Annotated in this window: 21 protein-coding genes; 13 read left to right on the forward strand and 8 right to left on the reverse strand. The window is 75.1% G+C overall.

The window, feature by feature from the left end; translation table 11 throughout:
* Positions 1-143 precede the first annotated feature (143 nt).
* Positions 144-2,288, forward strand: a complete 2,145-nt coding sequence (locus ABIE39_RS11980) for an ATP-dependent DNA helicase (protein ID WP_502914860.1) — start codon at positions 144-146, stop codon at positions 2,286-2,288.
* 29 nt (positions 2,289-2,317) lie between these two features.
* Positions 2,318-3,325: an L-lactate dehydrogenase gene (locus ABIE39_RS11985; RefSeq protein ID WP_021479748.1), complete on the forward strand. Its 1,008-nt coding sequence runs from the start codon at positions 2,318-2,320 to the stop codon at positions 3,323-3,325.
* Positions 3,326-3,439: 114 nt separating this feature from the next.
* On the opposite strand, the gene lexA is transcribed toward ABIE39_RS11985, so the two are convergent.
* The gene (gene lexA, locus ABIE39_RS11990) at positions 3,440-4,174 is read right to left on the reverse strand and encodes a transcriptional repressor LexA (RefSeq protein ID WP_074810036.1); all 735 of its coding nucleotides are present in this window, start codon (positions 4,172-4,174) and stop codon (positions 3,440-3,442) included.
* A gap of 333 nt (positions 4,175-4,507) precedes the next feature.
* On the opposite strand from lexA, the gene ABIE39_RS11995 reads away from it, so the two are divergent.
* A complete protein-coding gene (locus ABIE39_RS11995) occupies positions 4,508-4,873 on the forward strand; it encodes a LysM peptidoglycan-binding domain-containing protein (RefSeq protein WP_222592412.1) in 366 nt (121 codons plus the stop codon).
* Positions 4,874-5,242: 369 nt separating this feature from the next.
* Complete coding sequence (nrdR, locus tag ABIE39_RS12000) at positions 5,243-5,773, forward strand: transcriptional regulator NrdR (RefSeq protein WP_175009553.1); 531 nt, start codon at positions 5,243-5,245, stop codon at positions 5,771-5,773.
* 159 nt (positions 5,774-5,932) lie between these two features.
* On the opposite strand, the gene ABIE39_RS12005 is transcribed toward nrdR, so the two are convergent.
* On the reverse strand, positions 5,933-6,955 hold the full coding sequence (locus ABIE39_RS12005) for an aldo/keto reductase (protein ID WP_354051962.1): 1,023 nt from the start codon (positions 6,953-6,955) through the stop codon (positions 5,933-5,935).
* A gap of 272 nt (positions 6,956-7,227) precedes the next feature.
* Here ABIE39_RS12005 and ABIE39_RS12010 point away from each other — a divergent pair, with 272 nt between their 5' ends.
* Positions 7,228-7,422 carry a DUF5302 domain-containing protein gene (locus ABIE39_RS12010; protein WP_031316400.1) on the forward strand — a complete coding sequence of 65 codons (195 nt, stop codon included), beginning with the start codon at positions 7,228-7,230 and terminating at the stop codon, positions 7,420-7,422.
* Positions 7,423-7,490: 68 nt separating this feature from the next.
* Here ABIE39_RS12010 and ABIE39_RS12015 read toward each other — a convergent pair whose 3' ends face one another.
* The 3 genes from ABIE39_RS12015 to ABIE39_RS12025 all read right to left on the reverse strand — a co-directional run bounded on the left by ABIE39_RS12015 (position 7,491) and on the right by ABIE39_RS12025 (position 11,575).
* Complete coding sequence (locus tag ABIE39_RS12015; RefSeq protein ID WP_074810039.1) at positions 7,491-7,910, reverse strand: pyridoxamine 5'-phosphate oxidase family protein; 420 nt, start codon at positions 7,908-7,910, stop codon at positions 7,491-7,493.
* A 112-nt stretch (positions 7,911-8,022) separates the two neighbouring features.
* Positions 8,023-9,222, reverse strand: coding sequence for a phosphoglycerate dehydrogenase (gene serA / locus ABIE39_RS12020; RefSeq protein WP_108050173.1), 1,200 nt, complete (start codon positions 9,220-9,222; stop codon positions 8,023-8,025).
* A gap of 88 nt (positions 9,223-9,310) precedes the next feature.
* Entirely contained in the window at positions 9,311-11,575 is a 2,265-nt protein-coding gene (locus tag ABIE39_RS12025) for an AAA family ATPase (RefSeq protein ID WP_175009552.1), read from the reverse strand.
* A 167-nt stretch (positions 11,576-11,742) separates the two neighbouring features.
* On the opposite strand from ABIE39_RS12025, the gene ABIE39_RS12030 reads away from it, so the two are divergent.
* The 5 genes from ABIE39_RS12030 (at position 11,743) to ABIE39_RS12050 (ending at position 16,719) form a co-directional block, all read left to right on the forward strand.
* Positions 11,743-13,071 (forward strand): PP2C family protein-serine/threonine phosphatase, encoded by a 1,329-nt coding sequence (locus ABIE39_RS12030; RefSeq protein ID WP_342779603.1) that lies wholly within the window; start codon positions 11,743-11,745, stop codon positions 13,069-13,071.
* Positions 13,068-14,738, forward strand: coding sequence for a sensor histidine kinase (locus tag ABIE39_RS12035; RefSeq protein WP_354051907.1), 1,671 nt, complete (start codon positions 13,068-13,070; stop codon positions 14,736-14,738). The genes ABIE39_RS12030 and ABIE39_RS12035 overlap by 4 nt, the downstream gene beginning before the upstream one ends.
* Complete coding sequence (locus ABIE39_RS12040) at positions 14,735-15,175, forward strand: response regulator (protein WP_021482350.1); 441 nt, start codon at positions 14,735-14,737, stop codon at positions 15,173-15,175. Before ABIE39_RS12035 ends, ABIE39_RS12040 begins: the two co-directional genes overlap by 4 nt.
* A 111-nt stretch (positions 15,176-15,286) precedes the next feature.
* Complete coding sequence (locus ABIE39_RS12045) at positions 15,287-16,213, forward strand: PAC2 family protein (RefSeq protein ID WP_175009550.1); 927 nt, start codon at positions 15,287-15,289, stop codon at positions 16,211-16,213.
* Positions 16,214-16,515: 302 nt separating this feature from the next.
* Positions 16,516-16,719, forward strand: coding sequence for a cold-shock protein (locus ABIE39_RS12050; RefSeq protein WP_034655075.1), 204 nt, complete (start codon positions 16,516-16,518; stop codon positions 16,717-16,719).
* 87 nt (positions 16,720-16,806) lie between these two features.
* Here ABIE39_RS12050 and ABIE39_RS12055 read toward each other — a convergent pair whose 3' ends face one another.
* Positions 16,807-17,865: a spermidine synthase gene (locus tag ABIE39_RS12055; RefSeq protein WP_354051910.1), complete on the reverse strand. Its 1,059-nt coding sequence runs from the start codon at positions 17,863-17,865 to the stop codon at positions 16,807-16,809.
* Between the two features lie 80 nt (positions 17,866-17,945).
* Between ABIE39_RS12055 and ABIE39_RS12060 the strand changes: the two genes are divergently transcribed.
* Genes ABIE39_RS12060 through ABIE39_RS12070 form a run of 3 tightly spaced genes read left to right on the forward strand, consistent with a single transcriptional unit; the run spans position 17,946 to position 20,118 of the window.
* Complete coding sequence (locus ABIE39_RS12060) at positions 17,946-18,389, forward strand: SAV_6107 family HEPN domain-containing protein (protein WP_175009548.1); 444 nt, start codon at positions 17,946-17,948, stop codon at positions 18,387-18,389.
* Between the two features lie 39 nt (positions 18,390-18,428).
* The gene (locus ABIE39_RS12065; RefSeq protein WP_354051912.1) at positions 18,429-19,685 is read left to right on the forward strand and encodes a DNA polymerase IV; all 1,257 of its coding nucleotides are present in this window, start codon (positions 18,429-18,431) and stop codon (positions 19,683-19,685) included.
* A gap of 37 nt (positions 19,686-19,722) precedes the next feature.
* Positions 19,723-20,118: an SCO2097 family morphological protein gene (locus ABIE39_RS12070; RefSeq protein ID WP_175009546.1), complete on the forward strand. Its 396-nt coding sequence runs from the start codon at positions 19,723-19,725 to the stop codon at positions 20,116-20,118.
* Here ABIE39_RS12070 and ABIE39_RS12075 read toward each other — a convergent pair.
* Together ABIE39_RS12075 and ABIE39_RS12080 are read right to left on the reverse strand one after the other, a co-directional pair.
* Entirely contained in the window at positions 20,066-22,369 is a 2,304-nt protein-coding gene (locus ABIE39_RS12075; protein ID WP_354051914.1) for a transglutaminase TgpA family protein, read from the reverse strand. The genes ABIE39_RS12070 and ABIE39_RS12075 overlap by 53 nt on opposite strands.
* Positions 22,366-23,706 carry a DUF58 domain-containing protein gene (locus ABIE39_RS12080; RefSeq protein WP_175009544.1) on the reverse strand — a complete coding sequence of 447 codons (1,341 nt, stop codon included), beginning with the start codon at positions 23,704-23,706 and terminating at the stop codon, positions 22,366-22,368. Before ABIE39_RS12080 ends, ABIE39_RS12075 begins: the two co-directional genes overlap by 4 nt.

The following is a 23,706-nucleotide window of genomic DNA, read 5'->3' on the forward strand; positions in this document are numbered from 1 at the left end:
GGACCGGACGGCCCGACCTCGTGCGGGCCCGCCGTCCGACCTCGTGGACGACCCCGTGCGGCCTGCGCCGCGCGGGGTCTCCCGTCTCCGCCGCGTCCACAGCCCTCGCCCGCGGCGTGGGCGCCCGACCGTAGACTCGTCGCGTGCCCCCCTCCACCCGAACCGCACCCGTGCCCGACCGTCCGGACACGGAGGCGACGGGCCGGGCCGGGGCGGACGCGGCTGCGTCGGCGTCAGGCGACGTGCCCGCCGTCGAGGAGCTTCTCGACCTCGCGGTCACGCGACTGGGCGGCGCGCGGCGCGACGGCCAGCGGACCATGGCGCGGGCCGTCACGGACGCCATCGAGGGCTCCGAGCACCTCGTCGTCCAGGCCGGGACCGGGACGGGGAAGTCGCTCGGCTACCTCGTCCCGGCGGTGCGCCACGCGGTCGCGACCGACGAGCGCGTCGTCGTCTCGACGGCGACCCTCGCCCTCCAGCGCCAGGTCATCACGCGGGACCTCCCGCTCGTGGCGGACGCCGTCGCGGACCGCCTCCCGCGGCCCGCGTCGATCGCGCTGCTCAAGGGTTGGCACAACTACCTGTGCGTGCACAAGATCGCGGGCGGCTACCCCGCGGACGAGCCCACGCTCTTCGACCTCCCCGGCGAGGCGGCGGGCGCTGCCGACCACCCCGCCGCGCGCGGCGGGACGAGCATGGCGGCCCTCGGCGAGCAGGTCGTTCGCCTGCGCGAGTGGGCCGACGAGACGCCCACGGGCGACCGCGACGACCTCGTCCCCGGCGTGAGCGACAAGGCGTGGCGGCAGGTCTCCGTCACGGCGCTCGAGTGCCTGGGCCAGCGCTGCCCCCTGCTGGCCGAGTGCTTCCCGGAGCGGGCGCGCGCCACGGCGCGCGAGGCGGACGTCGTCGTGACGAACCACGCGATGCTCGGCATCGCGGCCATGGGGTCACCCGGGGTGCTGCCCGAGCACGACGTGCTCGTCGTCGACGAGGCGCACGAGCTCGCGGACCGTGTCACGGCGGCCGCGACGGTCGATCTCTCGGTCCCGGCGATCGAGAGCGCGGCGCGCCTCGCGCGCCGCCACGGCGGGGTCACGACGGACGCGCTCGACGCCGCATCCGCCGCGTTCGGCACGGTCGTCGGGTCGTTGCCCGCCGAGCGCTTCCCCGACGGCCTGCCGGACGCCGCGCGGTCGGCGGTCGCGGCGGTGCGGGACGCGGCGCGCGAGGTGCTCTCGACGCTCAAGCCCGAGACCGGCGTCACGAAGCCGGCCCAGCCGGACACGGGGTTGAAGATGGCGCAGTCGACGATGCTGCAGCTCTTCGAGGTCGCGGAGCGCATGGCGGCCGACCCCACGGGCCACGACGTGCTGTGGTGCTCGCGGCCCGGGGAGGGCGGCTGGTCCGGCGACCGCTTCGGCGACGGCGCGAGCCGCCTGCACGCCGCCCCGCTCGGCGTGGCGGGCCTCATCCGCACCCACCTGCTCACGGAGCGCACCGGCGTCTTCACGTCCGCGACGCTCGCGCTCGGCGGGAGCTTCGACGCCGTCGCGCGCACGTTCGGGCTCGGCCCCGGGGCGGCGGGCGGCCCCGGGGACGCGGCCGACGGAGACGCGCCGCGGTGGCGCGGGCTCGACGTCGGGAGCCCGTTCGACTACCCGCGCCAGGGCATCCTCTACGTCGCGAAGCGTCTGCCGACGCCCGGCCGGGAGGCGTCCACGGAGCACCAGCTCGACGAGATCGCGGCGCTCGTCGAGGCGGCAGGCGGTCGAACCCTCGGCCTGTTCTCCTCGCGGCGCGCCGCGGTGGCCGCGGCGGAGGCGATGCGCGAGCGGCTGGACGTGCCGATCCTGTGCCAGGGCGACGACCAGCTGCCGACGCTCGTCCGGGAGTTCGCGGAGGACCCGGCGACGTGCCTGTTCGGCACGCTGTCGCTGTGGCAGGGCGTGGACGTGCCCGGGCCGTCGTGCCAGCTCGTGCTCATCGACCGCATCCCGTTCCCGCGCCCGGACGACCCGGTGAAGTCGGCCCGCGCTCGCGCGGTCGAGGCCGCGGGCGGCAACGGGTTCATGCAGGTCTCCGCGACGCACGCGGCCCTCCTGCTCGCGCAGGGCGCCGGACGGCTCGTCCGGTCCACGGCCGACCGCGGCGTCGTCGCGGTCCTGGACCCGCGGCTCGTGACGGCGCGCTACGGGTCGTTCCTCACGCGGTCCATGCCGGGGTTCTGGCAGACGACCGACCGCGACGTGGCCACCGCTGCGCTCCGTCGCCTCGCCGCCCTAGGCTGAGCCCTTTCCAGCGACTTCACGGAGGCGACATGACGAGCACGTCACCGCAGGGCACCGGCGACGCGACCACGGGCGGTCCGGGAGGGGGAGCGCGGACCACGAAGCTCGCGATCGTCGGTGCCGGGGCCGTCGGTTCGACGCTGGCGTACGCCGCGCTCATGCGCGGCGCGGCGCGCACGGTGGCGCTCCTCGACGTCAACCGCGCGAAGGTCGAGGCCGAGGTCCTCGACCTCCAGCACGGCATCCAGTTCATGCCCATGGCGCGCGTCGAGGGGTCCGACGACGTCGCGGTGTGCGCGGGGGCCGACGTGGTCGTGGTGACGGCCGGCGCCAAGCAGAAGCCGGGCCAGACGCGTCTCGACCTCGCCGAGGGCACGATCGGTCTCATGCGGACGATCCTCCCGGGCCTCGTGGAGGTCGCTCCGGACGCCGTCTACGTCATGGTGACCAACCCCGTCGACATCGTCACGTACGCGGCGCTCAAGTTCTCGGGGCTGCCCCCGACGCAGCTCTTCGGCAGCGGCACCGTGCTCGACTCCTCGCGGCTGCGGTTCCTCGTCGCGCAGCACTGCGGCGTCGCGGTGCAGAACGTGCACGCATACATCGCCGGGGAGCACGGCGACAGCGAGATCCCGCTCTGGAGCTCCGCGACGATCGGCGGCGCACCGCTGCTCGAGTGGCAGGGCATCGGCGGCCGGGGGCCGCTCACGGGCGACGTGCGCGACGAGATCGCGCGCGAGGTCGTGCAGTCGGCCTACCGGATCATCGAGGGCAAGGGCGCGACGAACTACGCCGTCGGGCTCGCGGGCACCCGGATCATCGAGGCGGTGCTCGCCGACGAGCACCGGGTGCTCCCCGTGTCCACCCTCCTCGACGGCATCTACGGGCTCGAGGACGTGTGCCTCTCGCTCCCGACGCTCGTCGACCGTCGTGGAGCCACGGAGCGTGTCGAGGTCCCGCTGGCGGACGACGAGCTGGCGGGCCTGCGCTCGTCCGCGGAGTCGCTGCGCGCGGTCGCGCGGCGCTTCGGGCTCTGAGCCCGCGGGCCCGGCGGGCCCTGCACGACGAGAGCCGGGTGGTCGAGGGACCACCCGGCTCTCGTGCTGTCCGGACCCTGCTCGCGGTTCGCGCGCAGACTGCGCGGGGACGGTTCAGAGGCTGCGCAGGACGGAGACGACGCGCCCCAGCACCTGGGCGTCGTCCCCGGGGATCGGCTCGTACGCGGCGTTGTGCGGCATCAGCCACACGTGGCCGTCCGCGCGTCGCAGGCTCTTGACGGTCGCCTCGCCGTCGATCATGGCGGCCACGATCTCGCCGTTCTCCGCGACCGGCTGACGGCGCACGACGACCCAGTCGCCGTCGCAGATCGCCGCGTCGATCATCGAGTCGCCCTGCACGCGCAGGAGGAAGAGCTCGCCCTCGCCGACGAGCTGGCGCGGGAGCGGGAAGACATCCTCCACGACCTGCTCCGCGAGGATGGGACCACCGGCGGCGATGCGGCCCACGACGGGGACGTACGACGGCGCGGGGTGGGCCTCGTCGTACGTGGGCTCGGGTGCTGCCCCGGCGGGCGCGAGGGGGGTGGCACGGCGAGAGTCGTCGGGCTGGACGACCTCGATCGCGCGCGGGCGGTTCGGGTCGCGGCGCAGGAAGCCCTTGCGCTCGAGCGTCGTGAGCTGGTGCTTGACGGAGGACGGGCTGGTGAGCCCGACGGCCTCGCCGATCTCGCGCATGCTCGGCGGGTAGCCGCGCTGCTCGACGCACGCGCGGATGGTCTCGAGCACGAGCCGCTGGCGCGGGGTGAGCCCGTCACCCCCTGCCGACCCGTCCGGCAGCTCGCGCACCTCGGCGAGCCCCCGTGCCCTGTCCGTGCCTCGTCCCGCCATGGTCGCTCCGCCCTCGTCCGTCGCGTGCCACCGGCCCCGGCCGGGCCTGCGGCTTCCCCTCCCGGGGCGTGCACCCCGGGACCTCGGTCGCCTCTCCGGGTCCGAGCGGACATGTCCGGCGAACCGACCTGACCCCAGGTTAGGGGAGGATGCGACACGAATCAAACACCTGTTCGAGCATGTCTCGACTCTGTCGGTCGTTCGTGATAGACCTTCGTACAGATGTTCTACGTACAGGTGTTCGACCGCAGCGGTCGGGCGGGAGCGAGACGGGTGCGCGGGTCCGATCGACCGGGGAAGGCGATCGGGCCCGCGGGCCGGGACGGAGGGGACATGGAGACGATGGCGATGGCGACGCCGACCGGGTTCGCGCGTGGCGGATCGGCGCGGGGTGCGCGGGCGGAGGCTCCGCTGCGCATCACGCGACGCGGTCGGGTGGTTCTCGTCCTGCTCGTGGCGGTCGTGCTCGTGCTCGCCGCGCGCGTCGGCCTGGCGGTCGCCGGCGGGCCGGGCGAGCCGGTCGAGGTGCGCGTCCACGTCGTGAGCTCGGGGGAGACGCTGTGGGAGCTCGCGCAGGGCGTCGCGAACCCCGGTGAAGACCTGCGCGAGGTGGTCAGCGGGCTCGTGGAGCTGAACGGCCTGTCGTCGTCCGGTGTGGAGGCCGGTCAGGCGATCCTCCTTCCCGTCGCCGAGCGGTGACGGGGCACGGCGCGCGAGCCCTCGCGGTGTGACGTAGCGCACGGCGCCGACGGGCGATCGGGCCCGGCGGAGGGTTGCGCCCAGCCGTTAGGTCTGCCTAAGTTAGTGTCACCTCACACGCCGGCTGGGGGGCTGGGCGGACGAGGCGAGGGGTGCGCGGACCACCGCGACTCCTGTGCACGTCGCCGCGCGCGAGGCGAGTCGCGCGCGAGATGGGGACGGGGGCGTCCCGACGGGGGCGGTCGACCACGACCGCCCCCGTTCTGCTGTCCGTGGTCGGGCGGGGCGTCCGGCGTGTTGCACCGTCCGCCCGGGACGGCATACGTTCGTCGCGCCGACCCGTCGGCGCGACCCGCGGAGGAGCCCGCCATGCACTGCCCGTTCTGCCGTCACGCGGACTCCCGCGTCGTCGACTCCCGCACGTCCGACGACGGCGCCTCGATCCGGCGTCGGCGTCAGTGCCCCGAGTGCAACCGCCGCTTCACCACCATCGAGACCGCGAGCCTGTCCGTGGTCAAGCGGTCCGGCGTGACGGAGCCCTTCTCGCGCGAGAAGATCGTCAACGGCGTCCGCAAGGCCTGTCAGGGGCGGCCGGTCAACGAGGACGACCTCGCCGTCCTCGCGCAGCGTGTCGAGGAGACGATCCGCGCGAGCGGCAGCGCCGAGCTCGACGCCTACGAGATCGGCCTCGCGATCCTCGGACCGCTGCGTGAGCTCGACGAGGTCGCCTACCTCCGCTTCGCGAGCGTCTACCAGGCGTTCGACTCGCTCGAGGACTTCGAGAGCGCCATCACGTCGCTGCGCGTGGACCGGGAGGAACGCGAGGCGGCGGCCGGGCGTGCGGCGGCCGAGGCCACCGACGACGGCGCGACCGAGCGTGAGGCGGCACCCCAGGCCTGACAGCCGGACGGCGTACCGCGCCTCCTGCCCGCGCCCCGTGTCCGCGCCACCCGCCCCGGGGCTCGCGCCTCGGGTCGTCGAGGCGCCCCGACGCGGACCCCGCGACGCCGCGCTGGGCAGACGGGCGCACGCGGCAGGCGGGCGCACGCGGCACGCGTGCTACAGGTCGCTCGAGCGCGACGCCCAGATGTTGATGCCCGTGTCCACGGGGAGGGCGTCGACGGCCGCGAGCTCCTCCGGGGAGAGGTCGGGGGCGTCGAGGGCCGCGAGGTTCTCGTCGAGCTGCCGGGTCGAGCTCGCGCCCAGCAGGACCGACGTCACGCGCTCGTCGCGCAGCGCCCAGCGGATCGCCGTGGACGCGAGGGTGCGCCCGTGGGCGCGCGCGAGCTTGTCCAGGTGGCGCACGCGGTCGAGGTTCTCCTCGGAGAGGAACGCCGGGCGCAGCGGACCTCCGCGCGCCGCGCGCGACCCCTCCGGGACCCCGTGGAGGTAGCGGTCCGTGAGCATGCCCTGGGCGAGCGGGGAGAACGCGACGACGCCGAGCCCTTCCGCACCCGCGACGTCGAGCACGCCGGCCCCCGCCTCGTCGTGCGGGTCGGGCGCCTCGACCCACCGGTTGAGCATCGAGTAGGAGACCTGGGTGACGACGAGCTCGACCCCGACGTCGCCCGCGACCCGCAGGGCCTCGCGGGTGCGCCGGGCGGAGTACGACGAGATCCCGGCGTAGCGGGCGCGCCCCGACCGCACGGCCGTCGCCAGCGCGCCGATGGTCTCCTCGAGCGGGGTCGACGGGTCGTAGCGGTGCGAGTAGAAGATGTCGACGTGGTCGAGGCCGAGCCGACGCAGTGACGCGTCGAGTGACGAGAGCAGGTACTTCCGGGAGCCCCCCTCGCCGTACGGGCCGGGACCCATGCGGTATCCCGCCTTGGTCGTCACGACGAGCTCGTCGCGCACGGGGCGCAGCTCGCGCGCGAGCAGCCGACCCAACGACTCCTCCGCGGCGCCCCCGGGCGGCCCGTAGTTGTTGGCGAGGTCGAGGTGCGTCACGCCACGGTCGACGGCGTGCAGGACGATCTCGCGCTGCGTCGAGAACGGGTCGGCGACCCCGAAGTTCTGCCAGAGGCCGAGTGCGATCTCGGGCAGGCGCAGGCCGCTGCGGCCGAGCGCGCGGTGCGGGAGCACGGCCGGTGCCGGCGCAGGGCGGCCGGCGTCGTCGGCGTCGTCGGTGCGGGCAGGGGCGGGCTGCGGCGTGGGGTCGGGCGACACGCCCCGACGCTACCCGACGGCTCGTGCGGCGCGGTGGCGGAGGCAGCCCGCGCACGGACCGAGCCGGTGGGCCGAGCGGACAAATCAGGTGGCGTCGGGCGGCGCGGTGGGGGAGGCTGACGGGGTGCCCGACGCGTCGGGCCGAACGCAGTGCCCCCACCGAGTTCCCCGTCGACGAGGAGACCGCCATGGCGTCCGACCAGCAGCGACCCGCTGCAGAGACCGCACCGACCGAGGAGGCCAAGGCGAAGTTCCGGGAGGCGCTCGACCGGAAGAACGCCGCACGCCACCGCACGGCGGACGGCGAGTCGAACACGGGCTCCGTGCACGGCTCCGAGACCGTCGGCCCGGTCCAGCGCACGTTCCGCCGCAAGTCCGGCTGAGCCCGAGCCCCACGTCCGGTCGTCCCTCGCGGGGCGGCCGGACGTCGCGCGTCCGGCCACGCGCGGCCTTACGGCTCCGCGCGCGCGAAGCGCCGTCCAGTGATCTCGCGGGCCTCGACCACGACCCACTCCTCGGTCGGGACGTCGACGGTGGGGACGAGCGGGTCCGCGCCGTCCTGGACGGCCTCCACCTCGTGCTCGGTCCGGCTCCGGTGGGCGGTCCCGCGCACGACCACGCTCCACGCGCCGTCGTCGTCGACGTGGTCCCACTCGAGCGCGACCCGCTCGTTGGTCGCGAGCGTCGCGAGCTTGGTCCCCGGCACGGTGCGGAACCCGAGCGTGCGCTCGTGCACCAGCACGGTGACGGGGTAGATGTCCGGCTCGCCCCGCACGCTCACGGCGAGGCGTGCGACGTGGGTCCCCTCCACGAGGTCCCACGACGCGTCGGCGTCGAGGATCTGCGGCCCGTCGTGCATGTATCCGGTCATGCCTCATCGTGGCACCGGCGCGCGAGAGGCGCTCAGCGGCGAAGGTCACGGCCACCGGGGACCTTCGCCGCGTGCGGACGGACCGCGCGCGGCGAAGGTCTTCCGGGCTGTGTCAGTCGAGGATGCGCAGGGCGATCGTCTGCTCCATCGCGGCCAGCGCCTCGATGACGGCCGGCTCCACGCGCGAGCCGACGTCGGTGACGACGTAGCCGATCTCGCCGCGCGTGGCGAGGAGCTGGCCCTCGATGTTCGTCCCGTGCTCGGCGAGGGTCGCGTTGACGGCGGCGAGGACGCCGGGGGTGTTGCGGTGCAGGTGCGTGATGCGCGTGATGCCCGTCGTCTGCTCGAGCGCGAGGTTGGGCACGTTGACGCTGAGCGTCGTCGAGCCGGTGGTGAGGTAGTCGCGCAGCTTGGCGGACACGAACTGCCCGATCGCCTCCTGCGCCTCCTCCGTCGAGCCGCCGATGTGCGGCGTGAGGATGACGTTCGGCAGGCCGCGCAGCTCGGAGTCGAACGCGTCGCCCTTGCGCTTGGGCTCGTGCGGGAAGACGTCGACCGCCGCGCCGGCCACGCGGCCCTCGACGATCGCCTCGCGCAGTGCGCCGTAGTCCACGACGAACCCGCGCGACAGGTTGAGGAAGATCGAGCCCTGGCGCATGCGGGCGAACTGCTTGGCGCCGAACAGCCCGGCGTTGCCCTGACGCCCGTCGACGTGGAGCGTGACGACGTCGGCCTGCTCGAGCAGCTCGTCGAGCGTGTCCATGCGGCGCGCGTTGCCGAGCGCGAGCTTCTCCGCCGTGTCGTAGAAGACGACCGACATGCCGAGGTTCTCGGCGACGACCGAGAGCTGCGTGCCGATGTTGCCGTAGCCGACGATGCCGAGCGTGCGGCCGCGGACCTCGTGCGCACCCTCCGCCGACTTGTCCCAGCGACCCTCGTGCAGCGCGCGGTCGCGCTCGGTGAGGCGGCGTGTGAGCGCGATGATCTCCGCGAGCGCGAGCTCGACGACGGAGCGCGTGTTCTGGAACGGCGCGTTGAACACGGCGACGCCCTGCGTCGCGGCGGAGCGCAGGTCGATCTGGTTCGTGCCGATGCAGAACGCGCCGAGCGCCACCAGGTCGGGGGCGTTCTCGAGCACGTTCGCCGTGACGTTCGTCTTGGACCGGATGCCGAGCAGGTGGACGCCGTCGAGCGCCTCGATCAGCTCGGACTCGTCGAGGGCCCCGGTGCGGACGGTGACGTCGATGCCCGCGGCCTCGAGGTTCGAGGCGGCGAGGGGGTGCAGGTTTTCGAGGAGGAGGGCGCGTAGCACGCCCCCATGGTGCGCCCGGTCCGCGGTCCGGACCAAACGGGTCTTGACCCTCGGGACGAGGTGAACCCGCGCCCGGACGGGACCTCCGTCAGGCCTCGGCCCCCGGTGCGGCGCCCCGTGCGGCGACTCGTGCGTCGTCGGACGGCGCGGGCGCGATGCCGGCGGGCAGCGGGAGCGCGTGCACGACGACGAGGCGCTGCGTCGGTCGCGTCATGGCGACGTACAGGTCGGACGCACCCGACGGCCCGGTCGCGACCTCGGCGGGCTCGACGAGCACGACGGCGTCGAACTCCAGGCCCTTGACCTGCACCGGGTCGAGCACGACGACCGGGTCCTCCCCGCCCGCGTCGGCGAGCCCGAGCGCGGCCCGCAGGGCGGGGACCGCGGGCGCGGCCGCGACGACGGCGACCCGGCCGGACTCCGCGGCGACGAACTCCGCGCGCGCTGCCTCGGCCTCCGCTCGCACCCGTGCCTCGAGCGCGCCCGGTGCCACCGAGACCACGCGCAGGGCGTCCTCCACGTCGCGCGCGGACGTCAGCGGCGAGACCGGGAGGCCGGCCGCGACGGCCGCGCGTCGGGCCGCGTCCGCGACGGAGGCCGGGGTGCGGTAGTTGACGGTGAGCTCCGCGAGCCGCCACGCGTCGCGGAAGACCGGGTCGAGCATGCCCTTCCACGACCGTGCGCCCGCGAGCGACGACGTCTGGGCGACGTCGCCCACCACCGTGAACGACCGCGTCGGGCACCGGCGCACGAGCATGCGCCACGCCATGGCGGACAGCTCCTGGGCCTCGTCGACCACCACGTGGCCGTAGGTCCACGTGCGGTCCTGCGCGGCGCGCTCGGCGGTGGTCAGGCGCGGGCCGCTCGCGGCGAACCGCTCGGCGAGGACGTCGGCCCCGACGATACCGCCGCCCGCACCGGACGACTCGAGCACCTGCCGCGCGTACTCGAGGTCCTGCGCGCGCTGCGCCGCGCGCGCGGCGGCCTCGGCCCGTTCCGCCTGGTCGTCCTCGCCGAGCAGCTCCGCCGCCTCGTCGAGCAGCGGGACGTCCGCGGGCGTCCAGGGCGCACCCTTCGGTCGCTCGAGCAGCCTCCGGTCCTCGGGCGAGAGCTCGGGCGCGGCCTCGGCGAGCCGGTGGGGCTTGGTCCACAGGTCCTCGACGAGGCGCTCGGGCGTGAGCGGCAGCCAGGCCAGGTTGAGCGCGACGCGCACGTCGCGGTGGGAGCGCAGGTCTTCCAGCGCGAGCGCGCGGTCCTCGCCCACGAGCGGCTCGCCGAGCTGGCGCCCGTACTGCTCGACGAGGCGCGAGAGCATCTCGCGGACGAACGTGACGCGCGCGAGGTTGTGCGGCTTGTGGGTGCGCCGCGCCTTCGCGATGGCGTCGCGCACGTCGCGGCGGCGGATGACGAGGTCGTGGCCGTCGAGCCGGACCGGCACGTCGGCCGCGGGCACGCGCTCGCGCGCGCGCACCGCGCGACGTACCGCCCGGGCCATGACCGCCCGGCCCTTGACGCGCGCGACGCGCGGGTCCTCCTCGCCGTCGGCGACGACGCCCGGCAGGAGGTCGGCGATCGTGGTGCTCACGACGCCGGTCTCGCCGAGCGACGGCAGCACCTGGTCGATGTAGCGCAAGAAGGAGAGGCTCGGGCCCACGAGCAGCACGCCCGAGCGCTCCAGCAGCCGCCGGTGCGCGTACAGCAGGTAGGCCGCGCGGTGCAGCGCGACCGCCGTCTTGCCCGTGCCCGGTCCGCCCTGGACGACGAGCGCCCCCGCGAGCTCGGAGCGGATGATCGCGTCCTGCTCCGACTGGATGGTGGCGACGATGTCGCCCATGCGTCCCGTGCGGCCCGCGGCCATCGCGGCGAGGAGCGCGCCCTCGCCCGAGAGCGTCGTGCCGGTCACGGCCTCCGGCGCGTCGAGGTCGAGGAGCTCGTCCTCGAGCCCCGTCACGGCACGACCGCGCGTCACGAGGTGCCGCCGGCGCACGACGCCGTCCGGGTGGGCCGCCGTCGCGCGGTAGAACGCCTGGGCGGCGGGCGCGCGCCAGTCCGTGAGGAGGCTCGAGTGCTCGGCGTCGGTGAGGCCGATGCGCCCGACGTAGCGCAGGGTGCCGTCGTCGAGGTCGAGCCGGCCGAACGCGAGCCGGTCCTCGACGGCGTCGAGCTGCGCGACGCGGTCCTCGTACAGCGTCGCGAACGCGTCCCGCTCGCTGCGGTTCTGCGGCGAGCCCGACGGGCCGGACCGCCGGACCTCGTCGAGGCGTGCTCGGGCGGCCGCCCGCAGCTCGTCGAGGCGCGCGTAGAGGGTGTCCACGACCTCCTGCTCGAGCCGGAGCTCGTCGTTGCGTCCCACGCTGTCCCTTCCTCGACCTGCGGCGCGCCGCCCGCGCGGCCGTCCATTATGGCGTACGACCGCCCTCCCGGGGGCCGCCGCCCGGCGCGTCCCGGTGCACCGACCGGGCCGGACGCGCGCCTGCGGCTAGGATCGTGGCCCATGGCGACCAGAGGGGAGCGGGCGTCGTGACCGGGAGCGAGCATCGAGCCCCGGGCCGACCCTCCGCACGGGGCGACGACGCCGCCGGACCGGACCAGGCGCTCTCCGGGCGCGCCGTGCTCGCCCCGACCGACGAGCTCCGGATCCTGCTCGTGGAGGACGACGACGGCGACGCGGTCCTCGTCGAGGAGCTGCTGGCGGACGGCGACCTCAAGGTCGAGCTGCATCGTGCGACGACCCTGGACGCCGCCCTCGAGATGGTCGTGTCCCACGACGTCGACTGCGTCCTGCTGGACCTGGGCCTGCCCGACTCGGTGGGCCTGTCCGCCGTCGAGCGCGTGCGTGCCGGGTCGCGGCCGCCGGCGCTCGTCGTCCTGACCGGCCACTCGGGCATCGACCTCGGGGTGCAGGCGGTCGCCGCGGGCGCCGACGACTACCTCGTCAAGGGCGAGGTCGACGGCGACCTGCTCGGGCGGTCGGTGCGCTACGCGATCCAGCGGCGCATGTCCGTCGAGCAGCAGCGCGCGCTGTACCGCAGCGAGGTCCGCGCAGCCGAGACGGCGCGCCTCGAGCGCGCGCTCCTGCCGACCCCGCTCGTGCAGGACGACCGGCTCGACATCATGGTGGGCTACGTGCCCGGCGGCAACGGTCTGCTCGGCGGCGACTTCTTCGACGCGGTCGAACGCCCGGACGGGACCGTCCTGTGCGTCATCGGGGACGTCGCAGGGCACGGCCCGGACGAGGCCGCGCTCGGTGCGACGCTGCGCACGGCATGGCGCACCATCGTCCTCAGCGACACCCAGCCGGAGGCGATCCTGCCGCTGCTCGAGCGCGTGCTCGTGCCCGAGCGCGCGCGGTCGGAGGTGTTCGTCACGCTGTGCCAGGTCGTCGTCTCCGCGGACCGTCGCAGCGCCGAGGTGTACCTGGCGGGACACCTCGCGCCGCTGCTCCTGCGCGACACGGCGTCGGAGATCACGCCGACCGCCCGCGGCCGCGCCCTGGGGATCCCGGTCGCGGGCGGGTGGACGTCGCAGCCGGTCGAGCTCGGCGAGCGCTGGGCGCTCATGCTCTACACCGACGGCCTCGTCGAGGCGACCGTCGCGGGCGCCGGGACGGGCGACGCGCGCACCCGCCCCGAGCGCGTCGGCGTCGACGGCCTGCGCCGCGCCGTGGACAGCGCCCTGGAGCAGGGCGTCGAGGGCGTCGTCGAGCGGGTCTTCCGTCGCGTGCGCGACCTCCACGGCGGCCCGCTCGCCGACGACGCGGCCCTCCTCGTCCTCGGGTGGGGCGGCGACGGCACCTCCCCGGGCGAGCGGTCGGCGACCCTCGCGGACTCCGACGAGTGGTCCCGGTGAGCGCGGCAGGAGACCGCAGGCGCGCGGGCGAGCGTCGTGCCCCGACGCTGCGGCGGCGGCTCGGCTGGGCGCTCGTCGTCGCCGGCGTGATCCTCCTCGGTGTCCTCGCGACGTCCGCGATCGCCCTCTCGCGCGTCCTGACGATCCAGACGGACGTGACGGGGCCCTTCTTCGACGCCGTCACGCAGGCGGACGGCGCGTACGTGGGCCTGCTCGACGCCGAGGTCGCCGTGCGCGCGTACGTCGCCACGGGCGACGACACGGCGCTCGAGGCCTACACGCGCGCCGTGGAGGTCGACGCCGCCGGCGTCGTCCCGGACGCCGGGCTGGTCGACCGCCTCGACCTCGACGACGAGCTCGCCGCCGCACGGGCGCAGGCCGAGTCCTCCGTGCGCGCCTGGGTCTCCGAGTACGCCGAGCGGGCGATCGCGACGACCGAGCAGGACGGCCCGGGGCGGGTCCGCGCCGTCGACCAGGCGCGCGGGAGCGAGCTCTTCGGGGCGGCGCGCGCGGACACCGCGCGCTACGACGACGCGCTCCGCGCCGAGCGCGTCGAGCGTCTCGACGCGCTCGACCGGTGGAGCCGCGCCCTGTTCGGGAGCGTGCTCGTCCTCGTCGGCTCGGCGCTCGCGGTGGGCATCATCCTGTGGGTCTGCCTCAAGCGCTGGGTGACCGAGCCGATGGCGGAGCTCGCGCACCGCGTGCGGCTCGTGAGCTCCGGGAGCCTCGACGAGCCGGTCGTCACGTCCGGGCCCGCCGAGATCGCGGACCTCGCGCAGGACGTCGAGCACATGCGCGTCGAGCTCGTGAACCAGGTCGCGGAGATCAAGGCGTCGCACGAGGACGCGGCGCGCTCGCACGAGCTCCTCGCCGAGCAGGCGCGCGAGCTGGAGCGCTCGAACCGGGACCTGGAGCAGTTCGCGTACGTCGCCTCGCACGACCTCCAGGAGCCGTTGCGCAAGGTCGCGAGCTTCACGCAGCTCCTCAAGAAGCGCTACGGGGGCGAGCTCGACGACCGCGCCGACCAGTACATCGACTTCGCGGTCGACGGCGCGAAGCGCATGCAGCGCCTCATCCAGGACCTGCTCGGGTTCTCCCGCGTCGGCCGGACGGGCACCGAGCGGGTCGACGTCGACCTCGAGCACGAGCTCCGGGGCGTGCTCGAGGACTTTTCCGAGAAGATCGCGGAGTCCGGGGCGCGCGTCACGCACGACCCCCTCCCCGTCGTCGTGGGGGAGCAGGCGCTCCTGCACCAGCTGCTCGCGAACCTGGTCGGCAACGCGCTGAAGTTCCGTCACCCCGACCGGCCGCCCGTCGTGCACGTGGGCGTGCTCGCGCGCGACACCCACTGGGAGCTGTCGGTCGAGGACAACGGGATCGGCATCGACCCGCAGTACGCCGACCGCGTGTTCGTCATCTTCCAGCGGCTGCACGCCAAGGACGTCTACGAGGGCACGGGCATCGGCCTCGCGCTGTGCAAGCGCATCGTCGAGTACCACGGCGGGCGCATCTGGATCGAGCCGCGCGAGGGCGGGACGACCATCCGCTTCACGCTCGCCCACGCCTACGTGCAGGCGCAGGTCGGCTACGCTCGCTCCGACCCCGGCGGCGCCGGTCCGGACGCTCCGGCCCCCGCGCGCCCCGACGACGAGGAGAGCACCGCATGAGCCACGGCAGCAAGCCGATCGACGTCCTCCTGGTGGAGGACGACCCGGGCGACGTGCTCATGACGCGCGAGGCGTTCGAGGACCACAAGGTCACCAACCGCCTCTCGGTGGTGTCCGACGGCGTGAGCGCGCTGCAGTTCCTGCGCAAGGAGGGCGAGCACGCGGGCGCGCCGACGCCGGACCTCATCCTCCTCGACCTCAACCTGCCCCGGATGGACGGGCGGGAGGTCCTGGCCGAGCTCAAGGCCGACGACGCGCTGCGCAAGATCCCCGTCGTGGTGCTCACGACGTCGGAGGCCGAGGAGGACGTGGTGCGCAGCTACTCGCTGCACGCCAACGCCTACGTCACCAAGCCGGTCGACTTCGACCGGTTCATCGACGTGGTGCGGCAGATCGACGACTTCTTCGTCTCCGTGGTGCGGCTCCCCGGTCGCTGACCGCCGGCACCGACCGGCCGGGAATGATCCCCGGCCCGGGTCGCGTTACCTCGTCAGGCCCGCAGCGCGCCACCGGCGGCGCACGGGCGAAGGACGTGACGAGGAGGATGCATGCTGGACCCTCGCGGGATCTACGAGCTCGACGAGCAGGCCGTGGCGCGCCTGTGGCCCACGCCGCCCGAGGCGGGCTCCGGGCCGGTGCTGCTGCACGCGGTGGCGGGGTTCGTCGACGCGGGCAGCGCGGGAGAGGTGGCCGTCGACCACCTGCTGGAGATCGGTGAGGTCACCCGCCTGGTGACGTTCGACGCCGACCAGCTCATCGACTACCGCTCGAAGCGGGCCACGATGACCTTCAGCACGGACCGCTGGTCCGACTACGACGAGCCGTACCTCGTCGTCGACCACGTGCGCGACGCCGAGGGCACGGGCTTCCTGCTCCTGCACGGCGCCGAGCCCGACGTCCAGTGGGAGCGCGTGGTCGCCGCGGTGCGCGACGTCGTCGAGCGCCTGGGCGTCTCGCTCGTCGTGGGCTTCCACGGCATCCCGATGGGCATCCCGCACACGCGGCCGCTCTCCGTGACGGCGCACGCGACGCGCCCCGAGCTGCTCGGTGAGCACACGTCGTGGTTCGGGACGGTCAAGGTCCCGGCGAGCCTCGCGGCGCTCCTCGAGCTGCGGCTCGGCCGCGCCGGCCACGACGCCGTCGGCTACACCGTGCACGTGCCCCACTACCTCGCCCAGTCGTCGTACCCGCCGGCGGCGGTCGTCGCGCTCGAGCACGTCCAGCGCGTGACGGGACTCGACCTCGCCACGAGCGGCCTCGCGGAGGCGGTCCAGGACGCGAAGACCGAGGTCGAGCGTCAGGTGCGCGACTCCGAGGAGGTCGCGGCGGTGGTCCGGGCCCTCGAGGAGCAGTACGACGCGTTCGCCCGTTCGGTCGGGCGCACGAGCCTGCTCGCCGAGTCGGCACCGATCCCCACGGCCGAGGAGCTCGGAGCCGAGTTCGAGCGCTTCCTCGCGCAGCAGTCGGGGGAGTGACGGCGCGCTCGCTCCCGTCGGGGAGTATGTGCCGAAAAATCGGCACGAGAGGGTCTGTTCTCCGTGGCGGACCTGACGTGGTCCATGCCACACTGTGACCCGTTGCAGTGACGTACTTGCGCACGACCCGGTGCAGGGCCGGTACGTGGGTCCGCCCGGCGGGGTGGTCCGGCGTCGGTCCTGCCGGCCGCACACGGCCGGGCGCCGGCGAAGGACGTGGGACATGGCATTGCGGCGCACGGGGGTGGACGAAGGGTCCGCCTGCTGATGTCCCCGGATGGACAGAAGGTCAGAGGAACAGCATGGCGCAGGGTTCTGTGAAGTGGTTCAACGCCGAGAAGGGCTACGGCTTCATCGCGCAGGACGGCGGCGGTGCCGACGTCTTCGTGCACTACTCGGCGATCGAGTCGAACGGGTACCGCACGCTCGACGAGGCGCAGCGGGTCGAGTTCGAGATCACCCAGGGGCCGAAGGGCCCGCAGGCGGAGAAGGTCCGCCCGCTCTGACGTCCACGACGTCCTGCGGTCGGGTTGCCCGGTCGTAGCAGCAGCGCAGGAGCCGCGTCCCCGCCCGGGGGCGCGGCTCCTGGCATGTCAGCCCTCGCTCGTCGGCCGTGCCCGTTCGTCGGCCCGTTCGTCGGCCCGTCGACCGGCCTGGTGGTCGGCCTGCTCGCCGGTTTGCGCGTCGGGCGTCGACCGCGCGGGCGCGGGAGCATCGGGGGAAGGGCGCTCGGGTGCGGGGTCGACGAGCGGCGTCGCGGGGCCGACGAAGGTCCGCAGCTCGCCGCCCAAGAGGACGCGCGCCGGTACGGCGAGCGACCGCACCGCGCGTGCGAGCCCCGGGCCGGCGAGGCCGGGTGCGCCGCCGCCCGGCGCGACCGCAGCGAGGACGACGTTGCCGTACCGGCGCCCCTTGAGCTGCGCCGGCTCGGCGATCGCCGCGACGCGGCCGTCCTCCCAGGCGTCCTCGCCGAAGGCGGCGACGAGCGTCGCGAGCTCGCGCCGCACCGCGGCGAGCGGCGGCCGGTCCGCGCAGTTGACCAGGTAGACGCCCCCCGGCCGCAGGACGCGCCGTACCTCGTCGGCCATGCCGCGGGTCACGAGGTGGTCGGGCGTGCGGTCGCCGTGGAAGACGTCCCGGACCACGACGTCGAACGACGCGTCGGCGAGTCCCTCGACCGCGTGCCGGGCGTCGTCGGGCCGCAGCCGCAGCCGCGGGGAGCGCGGCAGGTCGAACCAGGCGCGGACGAGCTCGAGGAGGCGCGCGTCGAGGTCGACCCCGAGCTGTGTCGAGCCGGGGCGGGTGTGCTCCACCCAGCGCGGCAGGCTGCACCCCGCGGCCCCGAGGTGCAGCGCCCGCACGGGTCCGGGGTGCAGCGCGTCGACGACGGCGGCCATCTGCTGCATGTACTCGAACGCGAGCATCCCCGGGTCGTCCAGGTCGAGGTACGAGCTCGGGACGCCGTTGACGTAGAGGGTGACCGCGGACGGGCGGTCGGGGTCGCGCTCGACGCGGGCGGTGCCCGTCGTGGTCGCGACCGGCTCGTCCGGGAGGTCGGACGCCGCGGGACCGCCGCGTGCGGATCCTCGTCGCCGGGGCGGTGTGGGTGGTGCGGAGGACGCTGGAGGACGTCGGGAGGTGCGGCGAGCCATGTGCTCACCGTACGGGCCGTGGGCACCCGGCACGTTGACAGGATCGAACAGGTGTTCGATAGTGGAGCAGGAGGTGCGCGATGTCGAACGAAGCAGGCGCGAGGGCGCAGGTCGTGGTTCCCGCCGAGGTGCGGCGGCTGCTCGCCCGCGCCGACGCGGAGCTCGTCGCCGCGGCGCTCGCGCAGGACGCGGGGGAGCGGTTCGTCCACGCCCACCTCGGTGCGCTGCGGGCCGCGGCCGCGGTCGTCGCGCTCCGTGCGCGCCCCCCGCGCCGTGGGCGCGCCCGCACGGTCTGGGAGCAGCTCGCGGACGCCGAGCCCGCGCTCGCCGCGTGGTCCGTGTACTTCGCGAGCGGCGCGCGCGTGCGTGCCGCCGTGGACGCGGGGCGGTTCGACGAGGTCGACCCCCGCCGCGCCGACGAGCTCGTGGCGTGCGCCGAGGACTTCCGCGACGAGGTCGCGATGCTCGTCGACCCGGACGCCGGCTTCGTGCGGCTGCCCGGGCTGCGGACGGTGGCGTCGTGACGGCCCGGCCGTCCGGTCCGCGGGCTCGGTGAGCACGCGATGAGCCGGGGCCCGCGCGCGGTCGTCCGCCGGGACTGGGGGGACGACGAGAGCGGTTGCTCGATCCTCCACGTCGACATGGACGCGTTCTTCGCCTCGGTCGAGCTCGCGCGGCGTCCCCAGCTGGTGGGTCGACCGGTGATCGTCGGCGGCGCCGAGCGGGGCGTCGTCCTCGCCGCCACCTACGAGGCGCGCGCGTTCGGCGTCCACTCGGCGATGCCCATGACCACCGCGCGCCGGCTGTGCCCGCAGGCCGTCGTCGTGCCGCCGGACCACGCGCGCTACCACGAGGTCTCGCGGTCGGTCATGGCCGCGCTCGGCGAGATCACCGCGCTCGTGGAGCAGGTGAGCGTCGACGAGGCGTTCCTCGACGTCAGCGGTGCCCGGCGCCGTCTCGGTCCGCCCACGCGGATCGCCGCCGCGCTGCGGCGGCGGGTCCAGGCGGACCACGGGATCACGTGCTCGGTCGGGATCGCGACGACGAAGTTCGTCGCGAAGCTCGCGTCCACGCACGCCAAGCCCGACGGCATGCTGCTCGTGCCCGCGGCGGCGACGGTGCCGTTCCTGCGCACCCTGCCGGTCGGGGCGCTGTGGGGCGTGGGGGAGCGCACGGAGGCCGTCCTCGCGCAGTGGGGCATCCGGACGGTCGCCGAGCTCGCCGACACCGACGTGGCGTCCCTGCAGACGGCCGTCGGCAAGGTCTCGGGCGCCCACCTGCACGACCTCGCATGGGGTCGTGACCCGCGGCCCGTCCAGCCCGAGCGCTCGGAGCGGAGCATCGGGGCGGAGACGACCTTCGAGCACGACCTGCGCGACCTCACCGCCGTGCAGGCGCGCGTGCTCGAGCTCGCCGACCGGTGCGCCGGCCGGCTCCGGCACCAGGGCCTCGTGGCCCGCACGGTGAGTGTGAAGGTCCGCACGAGCGACTTCCGGACCGTCACGCGGGCCCGCACGCTCGGCGCCCCGACGGACGTCGCGCGCGAGATCTACCTCGTCGCGCGCGAGCTCGTCGCGGGGGTGGACCTGCGCGGGCTTGCGGTCCGGCTCGTGGGGGTGCGCGCGGAAGGTCTCGAGCCGCGCGCGGAGGCCGTCGTCCAGCCCACGCTCGAGGAGGCCGTGGTGGAGACGAACGCCGTCCGACGGCGCGCGGAGGAGGCCGTCGACGCGGTCCGCGGCCGTTTCGGGGTGAGATCCATCGCGATGGGGCCTGCCCGGGCCCGCTCGACTACCACCCCCGCGGATGTCGATCTATCCTGAGGGTGTCACACGACCACCGTGGAGAATCGGGGTGCTCATGCCTCTGTCTGAGTACGAGCAGCGGGTCTTGGAGCAGATGGAGCGCGCGCTCACCTCGGACGATCCGCGGTTGGCGAACACGCTCCAGGCCCCTCGACGTCGCTCTGCGCTGCGCTACGTCCTGGCCGGTGTCGGCGTCGTGGGAGGGCTGCTCCTGCTGGTGCTGGGCGCCGCGCTCTCGCAGACCTGGCTCGGCGTCATCGGCTTCGTCCTGATGTTCGCCGGCGTCGTGCTGGTCTTCCAGGCACCCCGCGCGTCCCGCAAGGGACCGGTCGGCACCGTCGACCCCGACGGCACCGTCCGTCCGGCGACGGCGAGCAGGTCGTCGCGGAAGCCGTTCCTCAGCCGACTCGAAGAGCGCTGGGACCGTCGGCGCGAGCAGGACGGTCGCTGAGCGACCTCTCGATCCCCTCGACGGCGACGTCGACGAGCGCCTGGAGGCGCTCCGGGGCGACCGTCTCGCGCGGGCGCGGGGCGTAGCGCTCCGACTCGAGCGCCGACGCGAGGGCCGTGAGCGCCTCGGCGACGTCCTCGTCCCCGGCGTCGACCCCACGCCGCTCCTGCAGGGTCGCGACGACGACGACGGGCACGCGGCGCGGCGTCGTGGACGACGGCCACCGCACGTCCAGCGCACCGAGCCGTGCCACGAGCTCGTCCCACGCGTCCTCCGCGTCCCGGAGGGTCTCCGTCTCGCTGCGTCGGCGCAGCACGAACCAGAGTCCCGCGGCGAGCACGGCCGCGACGAGCAGCGCCACACCCCCGACGAGCGGCCACGAGGTGGAGTCCTCCCGCGAACCACCCGTCGTGCCGCCGCTCCCGGGGTCGGTGGGTGCCGGCGTCGGCGCCGCCGACGGCGCGGCGGTGGTGGCGCCGGGCGTCGGGACGTTCCCCGGGTCGGCCGGACCGCCGGGGGTGACGGCGACCGGGGTCGCCCACCGCGGCGTCGGGCCGGTCTGCTGTGCGGGCGTCGGCTCGAACCGCACCCAGCCCTGGCCCGGGAAGTACAGCTCGGGCCACGCGTGGGAGTCCCGCCCCGTGACCTGCCAGCTCGAGTCGTCGACGCGCTCCCCGGGGAGGAAGCCGACGCCCAGGCGCGCCGGGATGCCGAGCGTGCGGGCCATCATCGTCATCGACGTCGCGAACTGGACGCAATAGCCCGTCCGGTCCTGGAGGAAGTCCCAGACGGCGTCGCCGGAGTCGCCCGGCGGGACCTCCGTGGAGTACGTGAACTGCGAGATGTCGCGGAAGTAGGTCTGCAGCGCGAGCGCCTGGTCGTAGCGTGTCGTCGCGCCGTCGACGACGGTCGTCGCGAGGTCGCGGATGTCCTGCTCGTGCTCCGTCGCGGGCACGTCGAGGTAGTTCGGGTCGTCCGGGTCCGCGCCGCTGGCGCCGCGCAACGCGTCGGCGTCGAGCGGCCGCGCGAAGACCGTGAGCTCGTAGGACGTGCCCGCACTCGTCGGCTGCTCGCCCAGGACCTCGTCACGCACGTCGTCGTACGCCCAGTCGCCGTCGATCCCGACGGTGCGCGGCTCGGTCGGGACGGGCAGCTTGGTGTCGCGCAGCGACTCGAGCGTGACGCGCAACGACGTGGGGTCCTCGACGGCGCCCGGGTCGTCGGGCCACAGGAGCTGGTCGCCGCCGTCCACGGGCGTGCCGTCGCGGTCGGCGCCGCGTCGCCAGTTCGTGCCGTCGAACCCGGTGAGCGTGAAGACGCGCAGGGGACCGACGTTCTCGCCGTCGGTCCGGTAGCGCAGGACGACCTCGCCGGACCGCTCGGCGAGGTCGCGCCGCATGTCCAGGTCGTCGGAGAGCCGGACGGTCTGGCCGGTCGAGGAGAAGAGGCGCGACCACGACGCCGACGCGACCGCGGGGAGCGAGGCGCTCGCGGCCCCGAGCCCGAGCGCGGTGACCGCCACGGCGACGGCGACGACGAGCGCGCCCGCGGCGCGCAGGCCGCCGGCGGCGCGGTCCTCCGGGCGCCGCGCGGTCGCCCCGCGCCGCACTGCGCGGTGCGGGTTGTCCACGGCGAGGAGGAGCACGAGGGCGGCCACCGTCACGACGAACGCGAGCGGTGGGATCTCGCCGACGATGACGAGCCCGGGCACCCACAGGGCGAGGAGCGGCAGTGCGACGCCCGCGCCGAGCCGCAGCCCGCCGGCCATGAGGTCGGCGACGACGAACACCACGACCGCGCCGCCGACCGCCAGGAGGGCGATCGGCAGGCTGGGGTCGATCGGGGCGACCTCCGCGAGCGTGAGGTCGCGCGCGGTGGCGAGGCGGGACAGCACGCGGTCCACGTTGGACAGGCCGATGAGGAGCGAGAACCGGTCCGTCGGCCCGCCGTACAGCCCGAGCAGGGCCCACAGCCCCACGACGAGCCCCGCGAGCGAGGGGAGGAGCGCCGCCGGCGGGGCGAGCACCTCGCCGCGCGCCGCGTGGCTCCGTTCGAGCGCCCACCGGCTGAGGCCGGTGACGAGGGCGAGCACGGCGACCACGCGGACCGCCGTGCCCGTCCAGCCCCCGGGTCCGACGACGCTCCCCAGCGCGTACGCCGACGCGACGACCGCGGTGGCGACGAGCGCGCTCGTCGCGAGCACGCGCAGGCCCGCGGAGGCCGAGGTGTCCGGTCGTCGGGGTGCGGTCATCGTGAGCCCTCCACGAGCAGGGTCCAGGCGTGCTCGATCGACACGGACGGGTCGACGAGAGCAGCGTGCCACCCCGTCGAGCGGAGCGCGGCGACGGTCTCGACGGCGTCGGCGTGCTCGGGCGCCCACGGCCGGGTGCTCACCACGAGGGCGCGGTGGACGCCGTCGCCGGCCATCGCGGCGACGGTGTGCCGGGCGACGGAGCCGAGCGGCCCGAGGACGGCGACGGTGATCTCGCCGGGACGACGGTCGCGGCGCAGCGCCTCGGACGTCGTGACGACCGAGCGGTCGGCGTCCGCGACGACCTGGTGCCCGTGCAGGTCGACCGTGGCGTCGAGCAGGTCGGCCGGGCCCTCGCCGGACCGGTTGACCCGGAAGCCCGTGCCGGAGACCACCGCGGCGAGCGACGTAGGGACGAGGCGGACGGGGTGCCCCGCCTGGAGCAGCGAGACCCCGATCGACGCCGCGCACTCGACGGCCCACTCGCCGTCGGCCAGCGCACGCGGGCTCGACGCGGCGAGCTCGGGGTGCGGCAGGAGGCCCCGGTCGAGGAGCACCGTGACGGGCGGCAGCCCCGCGCTCTCGTCGGAGCGCACCATGAGCTGGCCGCGGCGCGCGGCGCTGACCCAGTGCACGCGGCGGGGGTCGTCACCGGTGACGTAGTCGCGCAGGATCGAGTCGTCGCTCGACGCGAGCCTCGCGCCGGAGGCCGAGCGCTCGTGCTCGCCGAACGCCCGCGTCCCGCGCACGGGCAGCTCGACGGTGCGCGGCCAGACGGCCACCGCGGTCGGGTCGCCGAGCTCCTGCGTCGCGCTGACGAGCCCGAAGAGGTCGGTCCGCGTCGTGAGGAGCGGACCGAGCGGCCACCGGCCGCGCCGCAGCGGTCGCAGCCGGTACCGCACGGCGATGTGGTCGCCGACCGTGGCGACCTGCGCGCGCAGCGAGCCCTGGTCGCACAGCTCGTGCGCGGCCTGCTCGCTGATCCGCAGGCGCGCGAGCGTGGACGCCGTCGACGACGTCGTGCGCGCCGCCGCGACGGCCAGGCGCGCGGTCGTGAACTGGCCGCGCACGGCCGGGTTGGGCTGGACGCGGCGCGTCACGTGCAGCGCGCCGCGTCCCCGGTCGATGCGCCGGACCGCCATCCAGCACCACGCGGCGCCGACGGTGAGGATCCCGGCGGCACCGAGCCCGACGAGGTCCGGCAGGCCGAGCGTGACGCCGAGCACCACGAGCGCCGCGCCCGCGCCGAGCACCACGGTGCCCCGTCGCGTGGGGCGGGCGCTGGCGAGGCTCCGGGTCCTGCGCCGGAGCCGCGCGAGGAACGACGGGCCGCGCAC

Source organism: Cellulosimicrobium sp. 4261, from assembly GCF_040546915.1.
GTDB lineage: Bacteria > Actinomycetota > Actinomycetes > Actinomycetales > Cellulomonadaceae > Cellulosimicrobium > Cellulosimicrobium cinnabarinum.

What these genes read in the sequence shown, in the direction of transcription:
- ABIE39_RS11985 (WP_021479748.1), top strand. Translation starts at nt 2,318, where the DNA reads ATGACGAGCACGTCACCGCAGGGCACCGGCGACGCGACCACGGGCGGT.
- lexA (WP_074810036.1), bottom strand. Translation starts at nt 4,174, where the DNA reads ATGGCGGGACGAGGCACGGACAGGGCACGGGGGCTCGCCGAGGTGCGC.
- ABIE39_RS11995 (WP_222592412.1), top strand. Translation starts at nt 4,508, where the DNA reads ATGGAGACGATGGCGATGGCGACGCCGACCGGGTTCGCGCGTGGCGGA.
- nrdR (WP_175009553.1), top strand. Translation starts at nt 5,243, where the DNA reads ATGCACTGCCCGTTCTGCCGTCACGCGGACTCCCGCGTCGTCGACTCC.
- ABIE39_RS12010 (WP_031316400.1), top strand. Translation starts at nt 7,228, where the DNA reads ATGGCGTCCGACCAGCAGCGACCCGCTGCAGAGACCGCACCGACCGAG.
- ABIE39_RS12015 (WP_074810039.1), bottom strand. Translation starts at nt 7,910, where the DNA reads ATGACCGGATACATGCACGACGGGCCGCAGATCCTCGACGCCGACGCG.
- ABIE39_RS12040 (WP_021482350.1), top strand. Translation starts at nt 14,735, where the DNA reads ATGAGCCACGGCAGCAAGCCGATCGACGTCCTCCTGGTGGAGGACGAC.
- ABIE39_RS12045 (WP_175009550.1), top strand. Translation starts at nt 15,287, where the DNA reads ATGCTGGACCCTCGCGGGATCTACGAGCTCGACGAGCAGGCCGTGGCG.
- ABIE39_RS12050 (WP_034655075.1), top strand. Translation starts at nt 16,516, where the DNA reads ATGGCGCAGGGTTCTGTGAAGTGGTTCAACGCCGAGAAGGGCTACGGC.
- ABIE39_RS12055 (WP_354051910.1), bottom strand. Translation starts at nt 17,865, where the DNA reads ATGGCTCGCCGCACCTCCCGACGTCCTCCAGCGTCCTCCGCACCACCC.
- ABIE39_RS12060 (WP_175009548.1), top strand. Translation starts at nt 17,946, where the DNA reads ATGTCGAACGAAGCAGGCGCGAGGGCGCAGGTCGTGGTTCCCGCCGAG.
- ABIE39_RS12065 (WP_354051912.1), top strand. Translation starts at nt 18,429, where the DNA reads ATGAGCCGGGGCCCGCGCGCGGTCGTCCGCCGGGACTGGGGGGACGAC.
- ABIE39_RS12070 (WP_175009546.1), top strand. Translation starts at nt 19,723, where the DNA reads ATGCCTCTGTCTGAGTACGAGCAGCGGGTCTTGGAGCAGATGGAGCGC.
- ABIE39_RS12075 (WP_354051914.1), bottom strand. Translation starts at nt 22,369, where the DNA reads ATGACCGCACCCCGACGACCGGACACCTCGGCCTCCGCGGGCCTGCGC.